This is a genomic window from Comamonas piscis (genome assembly GCF_014109725.1).
Lineage (GTDB): Bacteria > Pseudomonadota > Gammaproteobacteria > Burkholderiales > Burkholderiaceae_C > Comamonas > Comamonas piscis.
Window position 1 is genome coordinate 3251507 of sequence record NZ_CP058554.1, and the last position, 18649, is coordinate 3270155.

13 protein-coding genes are annotated in these 18649 nt (G+C 62.2%); 5 read left to right on the top strand and 8 right to left on the bottom strand.

Going from position 1 to position 18649, the window contains the following annotated elements; genetic code table 11:
- Positions 1-105 precede the first annotated feature (105 nt).
- The gene (fdxA, locus tag HS961_RS14645; protein WP_182323192.1) at positions 106-435 is read left to right on the top strand and encodes a ferredoxin FdxA; all 330 of its coding nucleotides are present in this window, start codon (positions 106-108) and stop codon (positions 433-435) included.
- A 110-nt stretch (positions 436-545) separates the two neighbouring features.
- On the top strand, positions 546-881 hold the full coding sequence (locus tag HS961_RS14650) for an antibiotic biosynthesis monooxygenase family protein (RefSeq protein ID WP_182323194.1): 336 nt from the start codon (positions 546-548) through the stop codon (positions 879-881).
- Between the two features lie 90 nt (positions 882-971).
- Here the strand turns inward: HS961_RS14650 and HS961_RS14655 are convergent, their stop codons facing one another.
- Both HS961_RS14655 and HS961_RS14660 read right to left on the bottom strand, forming a co-directional pair.
- Positions 972-1472, bottom strand: a complete 501-nt coding sequence (locus HS961_RS14655) for a pyridoxamine 5'-phosphate oxidase family protein (RefSeq protein ID WP_182323196.1) — start codon at positions 1470-1472, stop codon at positions 972-974.
- A gap of 160 nt (positions 1473-1632) precedes the next feature.
- Positions 1633-3537, bottom strand: coding sequence for a propionate--CoA ligase (locus HS961_RS14660; protein WP_182323198.1), 1905 nt, complete (start codon positions 3535-3537; stop codon positions 1633-1635).
- Between the two features lie 253 nt (positions 3538-3790).
- On the opposite strand from HS961_RS14660, the gene HS961_RS14665 reads away from it, so the two are divergent.
- Positions 3791-5020 (top strand): nucleoside recognition domain-containing protein, encoded by a 1230-nt coding sequence (locus tag HS961_RS14665; RefSeq protein ID WP_182323200.1) that lies wholly within the window; start codon positions 3791-3793, stop codon positions 5018-5020.
- 17 nt (positions 5021-5037) lie between these two features.
- Positions 5038-5688 carry an N-methyl-D-aspartate receptor NMDAR2C subunit gene (locus tag HS961_RS14670; RefSeq protein ID WP_238347613.1) on the top strand — a complete coding sequence of 217 codons (651 nt, stop codon included), beginning with the start codon at positions 5038-5040 and terminating at the stop codon, positions 5686-5688.
- An 11-nt stretch (positions 5689-5699) separates the two neighbouring features.
- Here HS961_RS14670 and sbcB read toward each other — a convergent pair whose 3' ends face one another.
- The 5 genes from sbcB to dnaE form a co-directional block, all read right to left on the bottom strand.
- Positions 5700-7157, bottom strand: a complete 1458-nt coding sequence (gene sbcB / locus HS961_RS14675) for an exodeoxyribonuclease I (RefSeq protein WP_182323201.1) — start codon at positions 7155-7157, stop codon at positions 5700-5702.
- A 53-nt stretch (positions 7158-7210) separates the two neighbouring features.
- Positions 7211-8665, bottom strand: coding sequence for a cardiolipin synthase (gene cls / locus HS961_RS14680; protein WP_238347614.1), 1455 nt, complete (start codon positions 8663-8665; stop codon positions 7211-7213).
- A 110-nt stretch (positions 8666-8775) separates the two neighbouring features.
- Positions 8776-11118: an ATP-dependent Clp protease ATP-binding subunit ClpA gene (gene clpA / locus HS961_RS14685; RefSeq protein WP_182323203.1), complete on the bottom strand. Its 2343-nt coding sequence runs from the start codon at positions 11116-11118 to the stop codon at positions 8776-8778.
- 63 nt (positions 11119-11181) lie between these two features.
- The gene (clpS, locus tag HS961_RS14690; protein WP_182323204.1) at positions 11182-11556 is read right to left on the bottom strand and encodes an ATP-dependent Clp protease adapter ClpS; all 375 of its coding nucleotides are present in this window, start codon (positions 11554-11556) and stop codon (positions 11182-11184) included.
- A gap of 113 nt (positions 11557-11669) precedes the next feature.
- Complete coding sequence (gene dnaE / locus HS961_RS14695) at positions 11670-15215, bottom strand: DNA polymerase III subunit alpha (protein ID WP_182323205.1); 3546 nt, start codon at positions 15213-15215, stop codon at positions 11670-11672.
- Positions 15216-15443: 228 nt separating this feature from the next.
- On the opposite strand from dnaE, the gene HS961_RS14700 reads away from it, so the two are divergent.
- Entirely contained in the window at positions 15444-16253 is an 810-nt protein-coding gene (locus HS961_RS14700) for an outer membrane protein assembly factor BamD (protein ID WP_182323206.1), read from the top strand.
- A gap of 198 nt (positions 16254-16451) precedes the next feature.
- Here HS961_RS14700 and HS961_RS14705 read toward each other — a convergent pair whose 3' ends face one another.
- Positions 16452-18485: an ATP-dependent DNA helicase gene (locus HS961_RS14705; protein WP_182323208.1), complete on the bottom strand. Its 2034-nt coding sequence runs from the start codon at positions 18483-18485 to the stop codon at positions 16452-16454.
- Positions 18486-18649 lie beyond the last annotated feature (164 nt).

Below are 18649 nucleotides of genomic sequence, written 5' to 3' on the forward strand. Positions count from 1 at the left end.
CGCAGCTAAAAACCACGTTATTCGGAGGTCGGCTAGGTGCTTGGGCACAAAAACCGTAAAATCCTCCGCTGTTTGTTTGTCTGAATCACTGGCGAAACCCATTCCATGACCCACGTCGTCACCGAAAACTGCATCAAGTGCAAATACACCGACTGTGTAGACGTCTGCCCTGTTGACTGCTTCCGCGAAGGCCCGAACTTCCTGACCATCGATCCGGATGAGTGCATCGACTGCGCCGTTTGCATCCCCGAGTGCCCTGCCAACGCCATCTTTGCCGAAGAAGATGTTCCGGCTGACCAGCTGGCCTTCATCAAGCTCAATGCCGAATTGGCCCTGGCCGACGGCTGGAAGAGCATCACCAAGCGCAAGACGCCGATGGAAGGCGCTGACGAGGCCAATGGCCTGCCCGACAAGCTCAAGGATCTGATCCGCTGAGGACTTGGCGCATGCAAAGAAGCCGCGCTTTGATGCCCGCCCGCTAAATTCCGCCAAGCCAGCCACCGTGCTGGCTTTTTTATTGTTTGCGCCCACCCAGAGCAACCGCCATGCACAGCGCCGCCTTCGCCAACACACCGCAACCGCCCTATTACGCGGTCATCTTCACCTCGCAGCGTACTGACACCGAGCACCAGCCTTATGCCGACATGGCCGACGCGATGGTGGCGCTCGCCGAGCAACAACCCGGCTTTTTAGGCGCAGAAAGCACCCGGGGCCGCGACGGCCTGGGCATCACCGTGTCTTACTGGCAGACGGAAGACGACATCCGCCGCTGGAAAGCCCAGAGCGACCATCTGGTCGCCCAGCGCATGGGGGCGGAGCGCTGGTATGCGCATTACCAGGTGCGGGTGGCGAAGGTGGAGCGGGCTTATCAGATGCGATGAGGCGCCATCGCGCTGCCCACCGCGACCTGTGAGGCAGCAAAAAAGGAGGCGAATGCCTCCTCTTCCTGGGTGAGTTGCGTTAGAGCTTGATTACAGCTTGATTTCGCGGTGCTCACCCATACCCTCGGGCCGTTCACCGGTGACGGCTGATTTGGCCATCTTGAACAGCTGCACCAGCTTGTTTTCCTTGACATCCCAAAATTCGGCAAAATCGACCCGTGCTACCAAGATCTGCAAATTCGGGTCGGTCGGGCCATCAGGAAACCAGGCTTTGGCCATGGGGCTGAACAACTTTTCTTTCAGTGCCAGGTCGTCACTGATCGACCCTGTAGCCGATACCGACACATAGCTGTCCTTGTTCGGATCGGCATACGACACATTAATGGCACTGGAGGTGCTGAGGCAGCGCGCCAAATCGGAATCCCTGCCCAGCAGGAAATACAGATTCTTGTCCTCGTTCATACCCTCTTTGTTGGCCGTGGTCATCGGCGCAGCATGCAGGCTTCCATGTTCATGCTGGTGGGTAATCATCGCAAAGCGAATGTCCTTGATCAGTTCCCAAAGCTTTTCACGCGGATTTTCTTGGCCCATGGCGACACTCCTGATGGATTGGAAAATTTCACTGTATCCATGTCGCTATGACCTCCTTGTAAGGCAAACGCCTTCCCTCAGATCGGTGTTTGGGTGATCTGTCTGTGGTGCATGCGCACAGCCGGCAGAGCGCCGGAAGCGCTCGTGCCGGTGATTTGGGTCAGCGCTCAGCCGCGGCCATCGCCGCCACGACCTGCTGCAGGGCTGCAGGGTCTTCCATCGTCGACAAGTCGCCTGTATCCCGCTTCTCCGCCACCGCCTGCAGTGCGCGGCGCAGCAGCTTGCCGCTGCGGGTTTTGGGCAAGCTGGCCACAAAGTAGACGCGGGCCGGCCGGGCGACGGCGCCCAACTGCGCATCAACATGGTTGCAGACGGATTTTTCCATCGCGCTGCAAGCCGCAAGGTCCCCCGCCACCGCATTGCTGCGCGGTACCGCAAAGGCCAGCGCGACCTGGCCTTTGAGCGCATCGGCCACGCCGACGACAGCGACCTCGGCAATGTCCGGGTGGCCGGAAATGCTTTCCTCGATCTCGCGCGTGCCCAGGCGGTGGCCGGCGACATTGATCACATCGTCGGTGCGGCCGAGGATGAAGTAGTAGCCATCCTTGTCGCGCACGCCCCAGTCAAAGGTGCTGTAGATCTGGCGGCCGGGGATGCTCTTCCAGTAGGTGTTGACAAAGCGCTGGTCGTCGCGCCATACCGTCATCAGGCAGCCGGGAGGCAAGGGGCCTTCAATGGCGATCACGCCTTTTTGCATCGGCTCCAGCAGCTCGGCGCCGGTGTCGCCATCGATCAGCTTGACGTTGTAGCCAAAGACGGCCTTGCCCGGGCTGCCAAAGCGCGATGGCTGGGGCTCCACGCCATTGCAGAGCGTGAGGATCGGCCAGCCGGTCTCGGTCTGCCAGTAGTTGTCGATGATGGGGCGCTGGATGGCGCCGCTGATCCAGGCCGCCGTTGGCTCATCCAGCGGCTCACCGGCCAGCCACAGCGCCTGCAGGCTGCTCAAGTCGTACTTACTCAGGTATTCTGGGTCGTGCTTTTTAAGCACGCGGATGGCGGTGGGCGCTGAGAACATGTGCGTGACCTTGTACTTCTCGACCAGGCTCCACCAGATGCCGGGGTCGGGCCGCACTGGCAGGCCCTCGTACATGAGGGTCGCCATTCCACCGATCAGCGGCGCATAGATGATGTAGCTGTGGCCGACCACCCAGCCGATATCGCTGGTGCAGAAAAAGGTCTGGCCGGGCTTGGCATCGAAGATCGCCGGCAGGCTGGCGGCCAGCGCCACCGTGTAGCCGCCGGTATCGCGCTGCACGCCCTTGGGCTTGCCTGTTGTGCCGCTGGTGTAGAGCGTGTAGCTGGGGTGGGTGGCGTCCACCCATTCGCAGGGCACTTGCCCATCCAGGTGCTGGGCACGCAGATCGGCCCAGAGGTGGTCGCGGCCTGGCACCAGTTGCATGGGGGCCAGGCCCCGGTCCACCATCAGCACCGCTTGGGGCTGGTGGCTGGCCAGTGCAATGGCCTCATCCAGCAAAGGCTTGTAGGGCACGACTTTGCCAGCGCGCGATCCAGCATCAGCGCTGATGATGACCGTGGGCTGGGCATCATCGATGCGGGTAGCCAGCGAGCCGGAGGCAAAACCGCCAAACACCACCGAGTGAATGGCGCCGATGCGCACGCTGGCCAGCATCGCAATCGCGGCCTCGGCAATCATTGGCATATAGATCTGCACGCGGTCGCCTTTTTTGACGCCCAAGGCCAGCAGCGCCGCGGCCATGCGCTGCACCTCGCGGTGCAGCTCGGCATAGCTGTAGCTGCGCTCGGTGTTGGTCTCGGTCGATACCGCAATCAGCGCGGCCTGGTCGCCCCGCTCGGCCACATGGCGGTCGATGGCGTTGTGGCACAGGTTGGTCTGCCCGCCGACAAACCAGCGCGCAAATGGCGGGTTGCTGTAGTCACAGATCTGCTGGGGCGGCACATGCCAGTCGATGCGCTGCGCCTGCTCAGCCCAGAAGGCATCGCGGTCGTTGATCGAGCGGTCGTAGAAGTCGGCAAAACGGCTCATCGAAATCTGTCTCCATCTTTTGTCGTGGAGCCATTATTTCCCTTTGTCTTGCATACCGCTGACAAACAGGCGCAGGCTGGGCTGCGCGGGCCTGTGGTTTTCCCGCATACGCATGGGCGGCTCAGAGAGGCATTTGCGGCCGCTGCTGCAGTTTCCGCCGCACCAAGGCTGGGCCGCATCCGGCATCGCGCACAATCAGCGGCATGGCGCACCGCCCCGGTGCTGCAGTGCGCCCGATGACGAAGGATTCCCCATGCTCAACGGCTTGTGGCTGGGTTTTTTTGTGGTGGCGGCCTTTGCCGCATTCGCGCAGTGGCTGGTGGGCGGCAATGCCCAGATTTTTGCCGACATGGTGCAGGCGCTGTTTGGCATGGCCAAGCTCTCGGTCGAGGTGATGGTGCTGCTGTTTGGCACGCTCACGCTCTGGCTGGGCTTTTTGAAGATTGCCGAAAAAGCCGGCCTAGTCGATATGCTGGCCCGCTGGCTGGCCCCCTTGTTTGCCCGGCTGATGCCCGAGGTGCCGCGCGGCCACCCGGCCCTGGGCCTGATGACCCTGAACTTTGCCGCCAACGCGCTGGGGCTGGACAATGCCGCTACGCCCATCGGCCTCAAGGCCATGCGGGCGCTGCAGGAGATCAACCCCTCGCCCACCAGCGCCAGCAATGCGCAGATTCTGTTTCTGGTGCTCAATGCCTCGTCGCTAACCTTGCTGCCGGTCACCATCTTTATGTACCGCATGCAGCAAGGTGCGCCCGATCCGACGCTGGTTTTCCTGCCGATTCTGCTGGCCACCTCGGTCTCTACGCTGGTCGGCCTGGTCTCCGTCGCCATTGTGCAGCGCCTGCCGCTGTGGCACCCGGTGGTGCTCGCTTATTTGCTGCCGGTGGGCTTGGTGCTGGCCGGGTTTATGGCCTTTCTCGCTACCCTGACCTCCACCGCCATGGCGCAGGTGTCATCGCTGCTCGGCAACCTCACCCTGTTCGGGCTGATTGTGCTGTTTGTCGTGGTGGGTGCCTGGCGCAAGGTCGCCGTCTACGAGGCCTTTGTCGAAGGCGCCAAGGAAGGCTTTGATGTTGCCAAGAGCCTTCTGCCCTATTTGGTGGCCATGCTCTGCGCGGTGGGCATTTTCCGGGCGTCCGGCGCGCTCGGCTATGCGCTCGATGGCATCCGCTGGCTGGTGGACCTGAGCGGCATGGACAGCCGCTTTGTCGATGCGCTGCCCACCGCGCTGGTCAAACCCTTCTCGGGCAGCGCCGCACGCGCGATGCTGATCGAAACCATGCAAAGCCATGGCGTGGACAGCTTCCCCGCGCTGGCCGCCGCCATCATCCAGGGCAGCACCGAGACCACCTTCTATGTGCTGGCGGTGTACTTTGGCGCGGTGGGCATCCAACGCGCACGCCATGCCGTGCCCTGCGCCTTGCTGGCCGAGTTTGCCGGCGTGGTGGCAGCCATTGTGGTCTGCTACCAGTTCTTTGGTTGATGCCTGCAGGAGACGCTATGGCCAGCAGCATGCAAGCATCGGATGCCCAGATCTTCAGCGCCGCTTGGGAGCATGCCTGGCGAGAGTTGGGTCTGGCCCCTGCAACCGACGCGTTGCCGCAGCTGCTGGCAGTGCATTCCGGTTCCGATCGCCATTACCACGGCCTGCAGCATATTGCCGAATGCCTGCAATGGCTGGAGCAACTGCGCGCCCAAGTGGCGCATCCAGCAGAGCTTGCGCTGGCTTTGTGCTTTCACGATGCCATTTACGACCCGCAGGCCAAAGACAATGAACGGCGCAGTGCCGACTGGGCGCAAGCGGTACTGCAGGCGGCCGGTGCCAAGCGCGATGCCGTACAGCGCGTGCATGCGCTGATCATGGCCACCTGCCATTTCCAGGCCACGCAGGCGCAGCCGGCAGAAGACAGCGACTGGATGCTGGATATTGATCTGGCTATTCTTGGCGCAGCGCCGGAGCGCTTTGCGCAATACCAGGCGCAGATCCAGGCCGAATATGCCTGGGTGCCAGCGGCGGATTACGCACAACGCCGCCCAGCAGTGCTGCGCATCTTTTTGCAGCGGCCGGCTATCTACCATACAGCGGCCATGCAAACCCGGCTGGAAGCGCAAGCCCGCCACAACTTGCAGCAGGCGCTGGCGACTGCCTGATTCAGCCGCGCTCAGGCATCAGGCATGATCGCATCAGCCCAGTCGTAAAGGGCGCCCAGAATCTCTTCGGCGCGCTCATCGGAGGTTTCCTGCAGCTGGTCGATTTCTGCAAACATCTGCTCGGCCGTGCGCGCACCGCCCAGGCCCTCGTGCAAAAAGGCGATGCGCAGTTCTTGCCAGCGCTGCTGCTCTTCCGCGTTTAGCGAATCCGGAAAGTTGCGGGCGCGGTAGCGGAACAGCAGCTCATGCAGGCGCGCATCGTCAAAGCCGGGCTTGGCGACGGCCAGCTCCTGCGGGTGCATATCGATCAGCTGGTTCAGGCGGCGGCGGTCGGCCTGGCCGATAAAGCCGCCGTACAGGTCCTGGTCCACATCCACCCCTTGCAGCGGCGGGCGGTCAAACACGGCAGCCCAGGTGGCGCTCATGTCGGGCAGGTCGCGGGCAATGGCGGCATGGCGCATGGCTTGTTCGATGTCGATGTGCCAGCGGGCCGCCTGCTCGGCGCTCAAGGTGCGCAGGCTGCTGACCACCATCGGCGACTTGTTCAGGTGCACGGTCTTGATCGGCAGCCGCGTGGTACCTTCGGGCAAATCGGCCGTGGCGCTGAACATGCGCAGGCGCATTTCATCGACCGACATCTCCGCCAGGTGGCTCGGGTCCTGCGACAGGTCCCAGGCGATGATCTCGTTCTTGTTGGTGGGGTGTTGGGCCAGTGGCCAGGCCACCGCGATGCAGCCACGGTCGACACCGTACATGCCAGAGACATGCAGAAAAGGCCGTGCATTGGCAGGCGTCGCCGGCAGTGCCAGCTCCTGCATCACGCGGTCTTTCTTGTGCAGGCCCAGCGCAAAATCAAACAGGCGCGGTTGCAGGCGCTTGATCAGGCGCGCCAAGCCAATGGTGGCGCGCACATCGCTGAGCGCATCGTGGGCAGATTCATGCAGGATGCCGTTGGCGCGGGCCAGGTCTTCGAGCTTGAAGCTGACCGAGCCGTCCTCTTTTTGGGGCCACTCGATGCCCTCGGGGCGCAGCGCATAGACCATGCGGACAACGTCGAGCAGATCCCAGCGGCCGCAGCCGTTTTGCCATTCACGGGCATAGGGGTCGCGCAGGTTGCGCCACAGCATGTAGCGGGTAACTTCGTCGTCAAAACGGATGGTGTTGTAGCCCACGCCGATGGTCCCGGGGCGGCCCAACTCGGCCTCGACGGCGGCGGCAAACTGCTGCTCGGGCACTCCCTGTTCCATGCAGTGCTGCGGCGTCAGCCCGGTGATCAGGCTGGCTTGGGGGCTGGGCAGGTAATCCAGCGCAGGCTGGCAGTACAGCATGACCGGCTCGCCAATCTCGTTGAGGTCCATGTCCGTGCGGATGCCGGCAAACTGGGCGGGACGGTCCTGGCGCGGCACGGCGCCAAAGGTTTCATAGTCATGCCAGAAAAAGCTGGCGGAGGCGGACGAGGAATTCTGCATGCCCGCTAGTATGCCTGCTCCGGTCGCCTCTACAGACAAGCGTGGACCCGCAACTACAACAGCGGTGAACACAGCCGCGCGATGGAATCGCCCAGCCGCAACAAAAACCGCTGCTTGCGGCGCGTGGGCACCTGCTTGGAGCGCATCAGGTCGGTGTTGAACTGGTCCTGCAGCCGGGCATTCAGCTCAGTCCCATAGCCAATCGCACAGACTTCATAGTTCAGGCGAAAGCTGCGGTTGTCGAAGTTGGCGGTGCCGATGATGGTCAGGTCGTCATCGACCACCAAGGTCTTGGAATGCAGCATGCGGGCGCTGTATTCATAGACCTTGGCACCGGCGCTGATCAGCTCTTCGTAATAAGAGCGGGCCGCTGCGGTGACAAAGATGGAATCGGATTTCTCCGGCACCAGCAGCCGCACATCGACGCCGCGCAGCGCAGCGCTGGTCAGCGCATACATGGCAGGCTCGGTAGGCACAAAGTACGGTGTCGTCAGCCACACCCGCACGGTGGCGGACTGGATGGCGGCCACATGGGCCCGGTGGATGGGCTCGGTGGGGTTGTCCGGGCCAGAGCTCACCAGCTGCATCGCATGGCTGCCATCGGGCAGGTCGGGCAGCAGCAAGTCCAGGTTGGCGGGCATGTCCTGCGTGGATTTTTCGAGCGCATAGGCCCAGTCTTCCAAAAAGGTGGTCTGCAGCCAGGTGACGATGGGGCCGGCCATGCGCAGGTGCACATCGTGGTAGGCATCGGTGTTGACCCGGCGGTCTTCCTCGTCGGTGATATTGACCCCGCCGGTAAAGCCGATCTGGCCATCGACCACCAGGATCTTGCGGTGGGTGCGGAAGTTGATGACCGGGCGCAGCCGCCTGCCGATGCGTGTGGGGTGGAACACCGCAAACTCGCCTCCAGCCGCCAGCAAGGGCGCGATGAACTTGCGGTTGACCCGCTTGGAGCCCAGCGCATCGACCAGCATGCGCACCTTGACCCCCGCCTTGGCCCGCTCGATCAGCGCATCGCGCAGGCGGGTGCCCGTCTGGTCGGGCTCGTAAATATAGTATTCCAGGTGTACATGGTGCTGGGCCTGCGCCACGTCCTCCAGAATGCGGTCGAAAGTGGCGGCGCCGCCGCTCAGCAGTTCCACACTCTGGGCCGATGTAATGGGGAAACCACTGGTGGCCTCGACCAGCTTGACCATCTCGCGCAGCTGCGTGGGCGCCAGAGGCTGGCCATCGCGGATGCGGCGCGTGGTCTCGCGCACATGGTTCTTGTTGCGGGCGCGCAGGCGCTTGATGCGCTGGCGCTTCATCCGCTGCGGGCCGATGAAGTAGTACACAATCAGCCCCACCACCGGCAAGGAGCCCATGGACAGCAGCCAGCCCAAGGTGGCTACCGGCGCCCTGCGCTGCATCAGAATCCAGATACCCACCACCCCCAGATAAAGGGGCCAGATCACGGACAGCAACGCAACGATGTTTTCCTTGGTCAGATACTGAGATAACGACGCCACAGCACCCTGCTCCTGTTGATGGGACCGCCCAGTGTAGCTTGCCTGCATGACAGCTGAGCGCAATAAAAAACAGCCGCAAGCGGCTGTTTTTGGGAGTGTCGATAGCAAGCTTAATCGGCTGCCAGTTCCTCTTCAGGGCCGGCTGGCTCCTGCTTGGCGCGCTCCTTTTTTGGCAGTGGCTGGATGTCCAGCAGCACCTCGGGCTTGTCGGGGTTGCTGTCATCCCACTCGACGCTGAGGCGTCCGCCATCGGTCAAGCGGCCAAACAGCAACTCGTCTGCCAGTGAACGGCGGATCGTGTCCTGGATCAGGCGCTGCATCGGGCGCGCGCCCATCAGCGGATCGAAGCCGGTCTTGGCCAGGTGCTTGCGCAGCTTGTCGCTGAACGTGACCTCGACCTTTTTCTCTGCCAGTTGCTGCTCCAGCTGGAGCAGGAACTTGTCGACCACGCGCAGAATGACCTGCTCGTCGAGCGGCTTGAAGCTGACAATCGCATCCAGACGGTTGCGGAACTCGGGCGTGAACAAGCGCTTGATGTCGCCCATTTCGTCGCCGGCCGCACGCGGGTTGGTAAAGCCAATCACTGCCTTGTTCATCGTCTCGGCACCAGCATTGGTGGTCATGATGACGATGACATTGCGGAAGTCGGCCTTGCGCCCGTTGTTGTCCGTCAAGGTGCCATGGTCCATCACCTGCAGCAGCACATTGAAGATGTCCGGATGCGCCTTCTCGATCTCATCGAGCAGCAGCACCGAATGGGGCTTCTTGGTGACCGCTTCGGTCAACAAACCGCCTTGGTCAAAACCGACATAGCCGGGAGGCGCACCGATGAGGCGCGAGACCGCATGGCGCTCCATGTACTCGGACATGTCAAAGCGGATCAGGTCAATGCCCAAGATGTAGGCCAGCTGCTTGGCCGCTTCCGTCTTGCCGACACCCGTGGGGCCGGAGAACAGGAAGGAGCCAATCGGCTTGTCAACCTTGCCCAGACCGGAGCGCGACATCTTGACGGCAGAGGCCAGCACTTCGAGGGCCTTGTCCTGGCCGAACACGACGCTCTTGAGGTCGCGCTCCAGGGTCTGCAGCTTGCCCCGGTCGTCATTGCTGACGTTGGCCGGCGGAATGCGGGCGATCTTGGCGACGATCTCTTCGATCTCCGTCTTGCCAATGGTTTTCTTGCGCTTGGAGAGCACCAGGATGCGCTGCGCGGCACCGGCCTCATCGATCACGTCAATCGCCTTGTCGGGCAAATGGCGGTCATTGATGAACTTGGCCGACAGCTCAGCGGCTGCCTGCAGCGCTGCCAACGCGTACTTGACGTTGTGGTGCTCTTCGAAGCGCGACTTCAGGCCCTTCAGAATATCGATAGTTTCAGGCACGGTAGGCTCGACCACATCCACCTTCTGGAAGCGGCGCGACAGCGCTGCATCTTTTTCAAAGATGCCACGGTACTCGGTGAACGTGGTCGCGCCAATGCACTTGAGCTGGCCGCTGGAGAGCGCTGGCTTGAGCAGATTGGAGGCATCCAGGGTACCGCCCGAGGCCGCACCGGCACCGATCAGGGTGTGGATTTCGTCAATGAACAAGATTGCATGCGGCTTGTCCTTCAAGGCCTTGAGCACGCCTTTCAGGCGCTGCTCAAAATCACCCCGGTACTTGGTGCCCGCCAGCAGCGAACCCATGTCCAGCGAGTAAACGGTGGCCTCGGCCAGCACCTCCGGCACATCTTCTTGCGTGATGCGCCATGCCAGGCCCTCGGCAATCGCCGTCTTGCCCACGCCGGCCTCACCCACCAACAGCGGGTTGTTCTTGCGGCGGCGGCAAAGGATCTGGATCGTGCGTTCGACCTCGTACTGGCGACCGATCAGCGGATCGATCTTGCCTTCCTTGGCCTGCTGGTTCAGGTTGACGGTGAACTGCTCCAACGGCGAGGCTTTTTCAGCGCGCTCGGGGTTGTTGCTGCCGACCTCTTCCGCATCCGAGCTGGACTCGGACTTGGGCAGCTCGGGCGTGTCGTTCTTCTTGATGCCATGGGCGATGTAGTTGACCACGTCCAGGCGCGTGACACCCTGCTGGTGCAGGTAGTACACGGCATGCGAGTCTTTTTCGCCAAAAATGGCCACCAGCACGTTGGCACCGGTCACTTCCTTCTTGCCATTGCCGGTGCTTTGCACATGCATGATGGCGCGCTGGATCACGCGCTGGAAACCCAGGGTGGGCTGGGTGTCGACTTCGTCTTCACCGGCCACCTGCGGAGCGTTGTCCTTGATGAAATTGGTCAGCGACGCTCGCAAGTCATCGATATTGGCAGAGCATGCGCGCAACACTTCAGAAGCGCTGGGGTTGTCCAGCAAGGCCAGTAGCAAATGCTCCACGGTGATGAATTCGTGGCGCTGCTGCCTGGCTTCTACAAAAGCCATGTGCAAGCTGACTTCCAGTTCCTGAGCAATCATTTGAAACTCCTTTTTTGCTTGCCAAATACACTCAACTTGCTTCTAGATGAGGACCAGTTTCCGTTATTCAACAGGCTCTGATACTGCTTGAAGCGGATGGCCTGCGCCATTGGCGGCGTCCATCACCAACGCCACCTTGGTTTCAGCGATCTCATGCGAATACACACCGCATACCCCTTTCCCGTCCAAATGGATCTTCAGCATGATCTGGGTGGCCGCCTCGCGGCTCTTGCCAAAAAAATGCTGCAGCACCTCGATCACAAACTCCATCGGGGTGAAATCGTCATTGAGCATGACCACCTGGTACATCTTGGGTGGTTCCACCCGCTGCGCAATGCGCTCGACCACCAAGGCGCCCCCACCGTCCTCCGGTGTTTGGGGCTTGGCAGGCAGATTCGGCGAGGGAGGAACAACAGGTTTCGTGGCCATTGAGATCATTCTATAAGGCTAAATTTCCACATGAACAAAGATGGTGATGCTTTTATGAACTTCAATACGGCTGCGCCAGCAACTACTGGCGCAGCCGTTTGACAGCCCGTGTAAGCAGCCCGTCAGGCCATGCTTTCGTATACGATTTTGATGGCTTCGTGGCCCGCTTCCTGGGACCAGGCGGCCATCGCCTGGTCACTGGGGAAAAAGCGCGCGGCATCGCCCAGATTGAGCTCCACACCGGCCCGGCCATCGCCCTGGCCGCAGACCACGCCCAGGCGGATCTTGAGGCCGTGGCGCAGCACACCTTCGTCGGTGCGCTCCTCGACTGCGGGAAACTCCTGAATCAAGCGCGCAACATCGGGTTGGTGACGATCGGTGTTGACCAGCAGGTAGCGGCCAAAGCGCGCCCGGGCCTCGGCCAGGCCCCAGACATGTTGGGCCTTGGCGCGCAGGCCACCGCTGAATCGGTCCAGGCCGACGCGGGCGCTCAAGATGACGAACTCGTCGTCCTTGAGTTGCTCCTTGTGGCGGCTCCAGGTGGCTTCGTCGATTGAGCCTTCGATGACCGCAGATTTGTCGTCGATCTTGAACAGCACCATCTTGCCCCGCTGGCCATTGATGACCCGCAGCTCGCTGATGATGCCGGCCACCGTCTGGGGCTCGCGGCTGTCCTTGAGCTGGGCGATGGGGGTACGCACAAATTGGCGCACTTCCAGCTCCACCTCGTCAAACAGATGGCCCGACAGGTAAAAGCCGATGGCGGTCTTCTCCAACACCAAGCGCTCCTTGATGCCCCAAGGCAGCACATCGGCCAGCGGTGGCTCCTGGGTGCTGGAGCCCAAGGTGTCATCGCCCATCATGTCAAACAGGCCACCCTGGTTGGCATTGGCATGGGTGGTGGCGGCAAATTCAAAGGCCACATCAACCGATTCCAGCAGCGACCGGCGGTTGAGCTGGATATTGTCAAAAGCACCACCCTTGATCAGCGCCTCGACCGTGCGCTTGTTGATCCGGCTGCGGTCCACCCGCAGGCAGAAGTCAAACAGGCTCTTGAAGGGGCCCTTGGTGTCGCCCTGCGGGCCCGTGCCCTGGCCTTCACGCGCGGCCACGATCGCCTCAATGGCGGCCTGGCCCGTGCCCTTGATGGCGCCCAGGCCGTAGCGGATGACCTTGTCAGTCACCGGCTCAAAACGGTGGCGGCCCCGGTTCACATCGGGCATTTCGAAGGTCACGCCCATCTTCAGCGCGTCCTCGTACAGCACCTTGAGCTTGTCGGTGTTGTCCATTTCCACGGTCATATTGCCGCAGTAGAACTCTGCCGTGTAGTGCACCTTGAGCCAGCCGGTGTGGTAGGCCAGCAGCGAATAAGCAGCGGCGTGCGACTTATTAAAGCCGTAGCCCGCAAACTTCTCCATCAAATCGAAGACTTCGTCGGCCTTGGCCTCGTCGATGCCGATCTTGGAGGCACCCTCACGGAAGGTGGCGCGGTGCTGCACCATCTCCTCGACTTTTTTCTTGCCCATCGCGCGGCGCAGCAAGTCGGCGCCGCCCAGGCTGTAGCCTCCCAGAATCTGGGCGGTCTGCATCACCTGCTCCTGGTAGACCATGATGCCGTAGGTCTCGGACAGCACTTTTTCTACCAGCGGATGCGGGTACTCCACCACTTCCTTGCCGTGCTTGCGCGCTACAAAGCTGGGTATCAGGTCCATCGGGCCCGGGCGGTAAAGCGCATTGAGCGCAATCAGGTCTTCCAGCCGGCTGGGCTTGGCTTCCTTGAGCATCTGCTGCATGCCGCGCGATTCAAACTGGAACACGGCCTCGGTCTTGCCGGCCGAGAACAGCTGGTAGGTGCGGGCATCGTCGAGCGGAATGGTTTCGAACTGGAAGTTTTCCTGCCCCTTATGGCGCTGGATGATGAATTCCCGGGCGATCTCCAAAATGGTCAAGGTGGCCAGACCCAAGAAGTCAAACTTGACCAGGCCCACCGACTCCACATCGTCCTTGTCATACATGGCCACTGCCGAGGTGCTGCCCGGCTGCTGGTAGAGCGGACAAAAATCGGTCAGCTTGCCCGGGGCAATCACCACGCCACCGGCGTGCATGCCGATATTGCGGGTCATGCCTTCGAGCTTTTGCGCCATCTCGATCAGGGTCTTGACGTCCTCTTCCTTCTCGATTCGCTCGGCGAGCACCGGCTCTTCCTTGATGGCATAGGTGTACTTGTCGCCCTCCTTGGGCGGATTGGGCGGGTACTTGAGGGTGACGTGCAGGCCCGGCTTGTTCGGGATCAGCTTGGAGATGCCATCGCAAAAGCCATAGCCCATGTCGAGCGCCCGGCCCACATCGCGGATCGCTGCGCGCGCGGCCATGGTGCCGAAGGTGGCAATCTGGCTCACCGCATTGCGGCCGTAGAGATCCTTCACATAGTCGATCACCCGGTCGCGGTTGGCCTGACAAAAGTCCACGTCAAAGTCGGGCATCGAGACGCGTTCTGGGTTCAGGAAACGCTCGAACAGCAGGTTGTAGTGGATGGGGTCAAGGTCGGTGATCTTGAGCACATAAGCCACCAGCGAGCCAGCCCCCGATCCCCGGCCCGGGCCGACCGGGCAGCCATTTTTCTTGGCCCAGTTGATAAAGTCCGCCACGATCAGGAAGTAGCCGGGAAAGCCCATCTTCAAGATGATGCCCAGCTCAAAATCCAGGCGCTCGATGTATTTGGGCCGTTCGGCGTCCCGTTTGGCTTCTTTGGGAAACAGCAGTTGCAGGCGCACTTCCAGTCCCTCCAACGAAAGCTGACGGAAGTACGCGTCAATGGGCATGCCATTGGGCGTCGGGAAATCCGGCAGAAAGTACTTGCCCAGCTGCAAGGTCACGCTGCAACGCTGGGCGATCTGCGCGGTATTGGCCAGCGCGCTGGGCAGATCAGCAAACAAGGCCTCCATCTCGGCGGCGGTCTTCAGGTACTGGTCACGGGTAAAGCGTTTGATGCGCTTTTTGTTGCCCAGGGTCTCACCCTCGGCAATACAGACGCGGGCTTCATGCGATTCAAAATCGGCCGGCTTGCCAAACTGCACCGGGTGGGTGGCGACCACCGGCAGCTTCAGGTTGGCGGCCAACGCCACCGCCGCAGTGACGTGGGCTTCATCATCGGCACGGCCAGCGCGCTGAAGCTCGATATAAAAGCGGTGCGGGAACATGTTGGCCAGCCGCAGTGCTGCGCCACGCGCCGCTTTCTCGTCGCCACGCACCAAGGCCTGCCCCACCGGGCCGGCCTGCGCACCCGACAGCACCACCAAGCCCTCGGACAGCTCCTGCAGCCAGGCCCAGGTGCACTGCGGCTGTGCCTTGACGGTGTCGGCCATCCAGATGCGGGCCAGAATTTCAGACAGATTGAGGTAGCCCTGCTGGCTCTGGATGAGCACGATGATGCGCGACAGCGGGCCGCCTGCCACCTCGGACTCCAGGGTCAACTCGGCACCCAGCAGCGGTTTGACACCTGCGCCGCGCCCGGCTTTGTAAAACTTGATGGCGCCAAACAGGCTGTTCAGGTCGGTGAGCGCCATTGCCGGCTGGCCATCACCCGCAGCAAACTTGATCAAATCGCCAATGCGATTGGTGCTGTCAACGATGGAAAACTCGGAATGGATGCGAAGGTGTACGAACATATCCCTGCATTGTAGGAAAGCCGCAGCACCGTCTGTGCAAACCATGGCATATCTGGCCCGGAATGTTACACAGCCCTACTGGCCGCAAGTCCCGGTCTGCGAGGGCGGGCCGCGCGCCGATTACAATGGTCCAGATCAGAGGGCGCGGCACGGGCTGCCCCGCTGCGTGGCTGGCCTTGCGGCCCCATGCAGTTTTTCAGCTTTCCGTCTATGGATTTCAAGCCAAAAATGCTGTTTGCGTACCCCAAATCGAAGGTTCCCGCTATCGCTTCCGTAGCACTTGCCGCTCTGCTGGCAGGCTGTTCATCGACCGATGTGGATCCCACCGCCGGCTGGAGCCCGAACAAGATCTATTCGGAAGCGCGTGACGAAGCCTCATCGGGCTCGTTCGACAAAGCCATTCCGCTGTATGAAAAGCTCGAAGGCCGCGCCGCTGGCACCGCCATCGCGCAGCAGGCGCAGCTGGAAAAGGCCTACGCGCAGTACAAGAGCGGTGAAAAGGCCCAGGCCATCGCCACCTTGGACCGCTTTATCAAGCTCCACCCGGCCAGCGATGGCGTGGACTACGCGCTTTACCTGAAGGGCCTGGTCAACTTCAACGAGAACCTGGGCCTGTTCTCCTGGGTCTCCAAGCAGGATCTTTCCGAGCGCGACCAGAAGGCGGCCAAGGATTCGTTCGAATCCTTCCGCGAGCTTTCCACCCGCTTTCCCGAATCCAAGTACACGCCAGACGCTGAAAAGCGCATGCGCTACATCGTCAACTCGCTGGCCCAGTATGAGGTGCACGTTGCCCGTTACTACTACGAGCGCGGTGCCTACGTTGCTGCGGTGAACCGCGCCCAAAGCGCCATCTCTGACTACAAAGAGGTGCCTGCACAAGAAGACGCGCTTTACATCCTGATGCTGTCCTACGAGCGCCTGAACATGGCCGACATGGCCGCCGACACCAAGCGCGTGCTGGAAGCCAGCTACCCCAACACCCGCCTGCTGGCCAATGGCTTCCGCAAGGAAGAGCGCCCCTGGTGGAAGATGTGGTAATGCCACGCGCTTGATGCGCAACCGATAGTTCAATAAGAGTCGCTAACACGACCCAGCAAACCGAAGGTTTGCGTTTGAGACTAGGCGCCAAGCCGCAGGCAGTACAGACGTACGACAAGGTTTGGTAACGACGTATCAAGGGTTGTGTTAGCGGCTCTAAGCGGCTGGTGCAGGGAAAACCTTGCACCAGCCGCTTTGTCATGCCGCAGAGTCCTGCACCAGGCTCCGCAAAAACTCCGGCAATTCAGCATCGCTCAACATGGGCATCGGCGGCAATGCGGCCTGTAAGGCAGCACCGTAGTTGCGGCTGTGCAGGCGCTCATCCGCAATCACGACCACACCGCGGTCGCTGGCCGAGCGGATGAGACGCCCCACGCCTTGGCGCAGCTGCATGGCGGTCTGGGGCAGGATGTAACGCTCGAAGGCATCGCTGCCAGCTGCCTTGAGCGCGGCCACCCGCGCTGCATGCAGCACATCATGGCGCGGTGGAAACGGCAGCTTGTCGATCACCAGCAGCTGCAGCGCCTGGCCCGGCAGATCGACCCCCTCCCACAGGCCCAAAGTCCCTACCAGCACGCGCCCAGCCTGCGTGCCCGCTGCGCTGCGCATGGCCTGCAGCAGCCGCCGCTTGGGCTGCTCGCCTTGCTGCAACACATCGATGGACTGCCCCTGCAGGCCCAGCCGCAAGGCCTCAGCCAAGGCATCCATCGCGGCGGTCGAGGTGCAGAGCACCATGCAGCGCCCTCCCAGCATGCGGATATGCGGAAGCAGCCATTGCGCCAAGGCTTGTGCACGCTCCGGCACCGCTGCATCGGTGCTGGGCAGCCCCTGGGGTACCACCAGACCGGCCTGCTGCGCCCAGTCAAAATGGCTGCGCAAGCGCAGGGTTGCGAGCGGCGGCAGTCCATTCGCCTCCACCCCCTCGCTGTGCAGTCCCAGCCCATGGGCAAACCAGCTCAGCGCCTCGTCATCGCCCAAGGTGGCGGAGGTAAACAACCAGCGTTGTGCGCCCTGGCCCAACCAGCTGCTGGCGCGCACCTGTGGTGCCAGAGCGCCCAGGGCTTGTGCCAGCCACAGCGGCGACTCCCGAAAGCCCTGCCGCCAGACACGCCGCCCTTGGGCCTGCCGTTCGGCGGCATCCATGGCCCGCGGCAGACCCGGTGAGTCCCACCAGCGCACCAGGTCACTCCTGCCACTCCTCCCAGCCTGCGCCCATTGGCGCAAGGCCAGCAGCAGCACATCGCCCTTCGCCGCCAACTGCGCGACCACGGCTGCCGTGTCTGCAACGCCTTGCAAGGCGGCCACCAGGGCGGACAGCGCATTGTGCAGGCCGACCAGTGCCTGGCGGGCGGCAGCCTGGGCGGCCGCATCCGCATCGCCCAGCTGCCGTTGCTCGGCGTCCATCCACTGCAGCAGCGCCTGCTGCGCATGCTGCAGCAGCGGGACCCAGGGTGCGAAGCCGCGCGCATGCAGGCCCGTCTGCCGCTCCACCGTCTGGAGAAAGTCGCGCATATCGCCCACATTCAGTCCCTTCGCCAGCACCTTGAGGCCAATGGCCTGCAGCTGGTGGGCCTCGTCCATCACCATGGTGGGCGCCAGCGGCACAAAGCCCTGGCCCACGCCCAGCATCTGGCGGTGGCGCAACTCGCTGAAGAAGAGATGGTGGTTGATCACCAAAATATCCGCCTGCGCGGCCCGGGTGCGGGCCCGGTTGGAGAAGCAGCGCTCAAAGTAGCTGCAGCGCTGGCCGAGGCATTCGTCGTGGCTGGCGGTGATATGGGGCAGCAGGCTGGGCAGGTGGCTGATGTTGTCGAGCTCGGCGAGATCGCCTCCCTGTGTGCTTTGCGCCCAGCGCTCCACTTGGCCCAGCGCGCTGGCATGCAGGTCTTGCAGCTTGCCGCGCGCCTGTTCCAGGCCATGCAGGCAGACATAGTTTTCCCGGCCCTTGAGCACGGCGACCTTGCGCTGGAGTCCCTGGTGGGTCAGCAGCGCGGGAATGTCGCGGTCCACCAGCTGGTCCTGCAGCGCCCGTGTGGCGGTGCTGACCACAAAGCGCTCGTTGCGAGCCAAGGCCGCTATCAGATAGGCATAGGTCTTGCCCGTGCCGGTGGGCGCTTCGATCGCCACCCGTTGGCCCTGGGACCAAGCCGCCTCGATGGCCGCGATCATCTGCTCCTGCTGGGGACGCAGCTGCAACGGGGCATCACTCGCAATGGCGGGGGAAAGGGGCATCGATAAAGAACCAGCGGCAAGAAGCATCGCAGTCTATCGCGTCCGGGGCCGGCCTTCGCTAGCCGCCTGCAACGCCCTATTGCGTTGGTATACAAACATCGGTTGATAGCGTAATCCCGCAGGCTTTGGCGGCCCGCCAGGCAATCTGCTCTATGATTCCCCTT

Excerpts from the sequence above, each read along its gene's own strand:
- HS961_RS14665 (WP_182323200.1), top strand. The coding sequence starts at position 3,791 with ATGCTCAACGGCTTGTGGCTGGGTTTTTTTGTGGTGGCGGCCTTTGCC.
- clpS (WP_182323204.1), bottom strand. The coding sequence starts at position 11,556 with ATGATCTCAATGGCCACGAAACCTGTTGTTCCTCCCTCGCCGAATCTG.
- dnaE (WP_182323205.1), bottom strand. The coding sequence starts at position 15,215 with ATGTTCGTACACCTTCGCATCCATTCCGAGTTTTCCATCGTTGACAGC.
- HS961_RS14655 (WP_182323196.1), bottom strand. The coding sequence starts at position 1,472 with ATGGGCCAAGAAAATCCGCGTGAAAAGCTTTGGGAACTGATCAAGGAC.
- sbcB (WP_182323201.1), bottom strand. The coding sequence starts at position 7,157 with ATGCAGAATTCCTCGTCCGCCTCCGCCAGCTTTTTCTGGCATGACTAT.
- fdxA (WP_182323192.1), top strand. The coding sequence starts at position 106 with ATGACCCACGTCGTCACCGAAAACTGCATCAAGTGCAAATACACCGAC.
- HS961_RS14700 (WP_182323206.1), top strand. The coding sequence starts at position 15,444 with ATGCTGTTTGCGTACCCCAAATCGAAGGTTCCCGCTATCGCTTCCGTA.
- HS961_RS14650 (WP_182323194.1), top strand. The coding sequence starts at position 546 with ATGCACAGCGCCGCCTTCGCCAACACACCGCAACCGCCCTATTACGCG.
- HS961_RS14705 (WP_182323208.1), bottom strand. The coding sequence starts at position 18,485 with ATGCCCCTTTCCCCCGCCATTGCGAGTGATGCCCCGTTGCAGCTGCGT.
- HS961_RS14660 (WP_182323198.1), bottom strand. The coding sequence starts at position 3,537 with ATGAGCCGTTTTGCCGACTTCTACGACCGCTCGATCAACGACCGCGAT.
- HS961_RS14670 (WP_238347613.1), top strand. The coding sequence starts at position 5,038 with ATGGCCAGCAGCATGCAAGCATCGGATGCCCAGATCTTCAGCGCCGCT.
- clpA (WP_182323203.1), bottom strand. The coding sequence starts at position 11,118 with ATGATTGCTCAGGAACTGGAAGTCAGCTTGCACATGGCTTTTGTAGAA.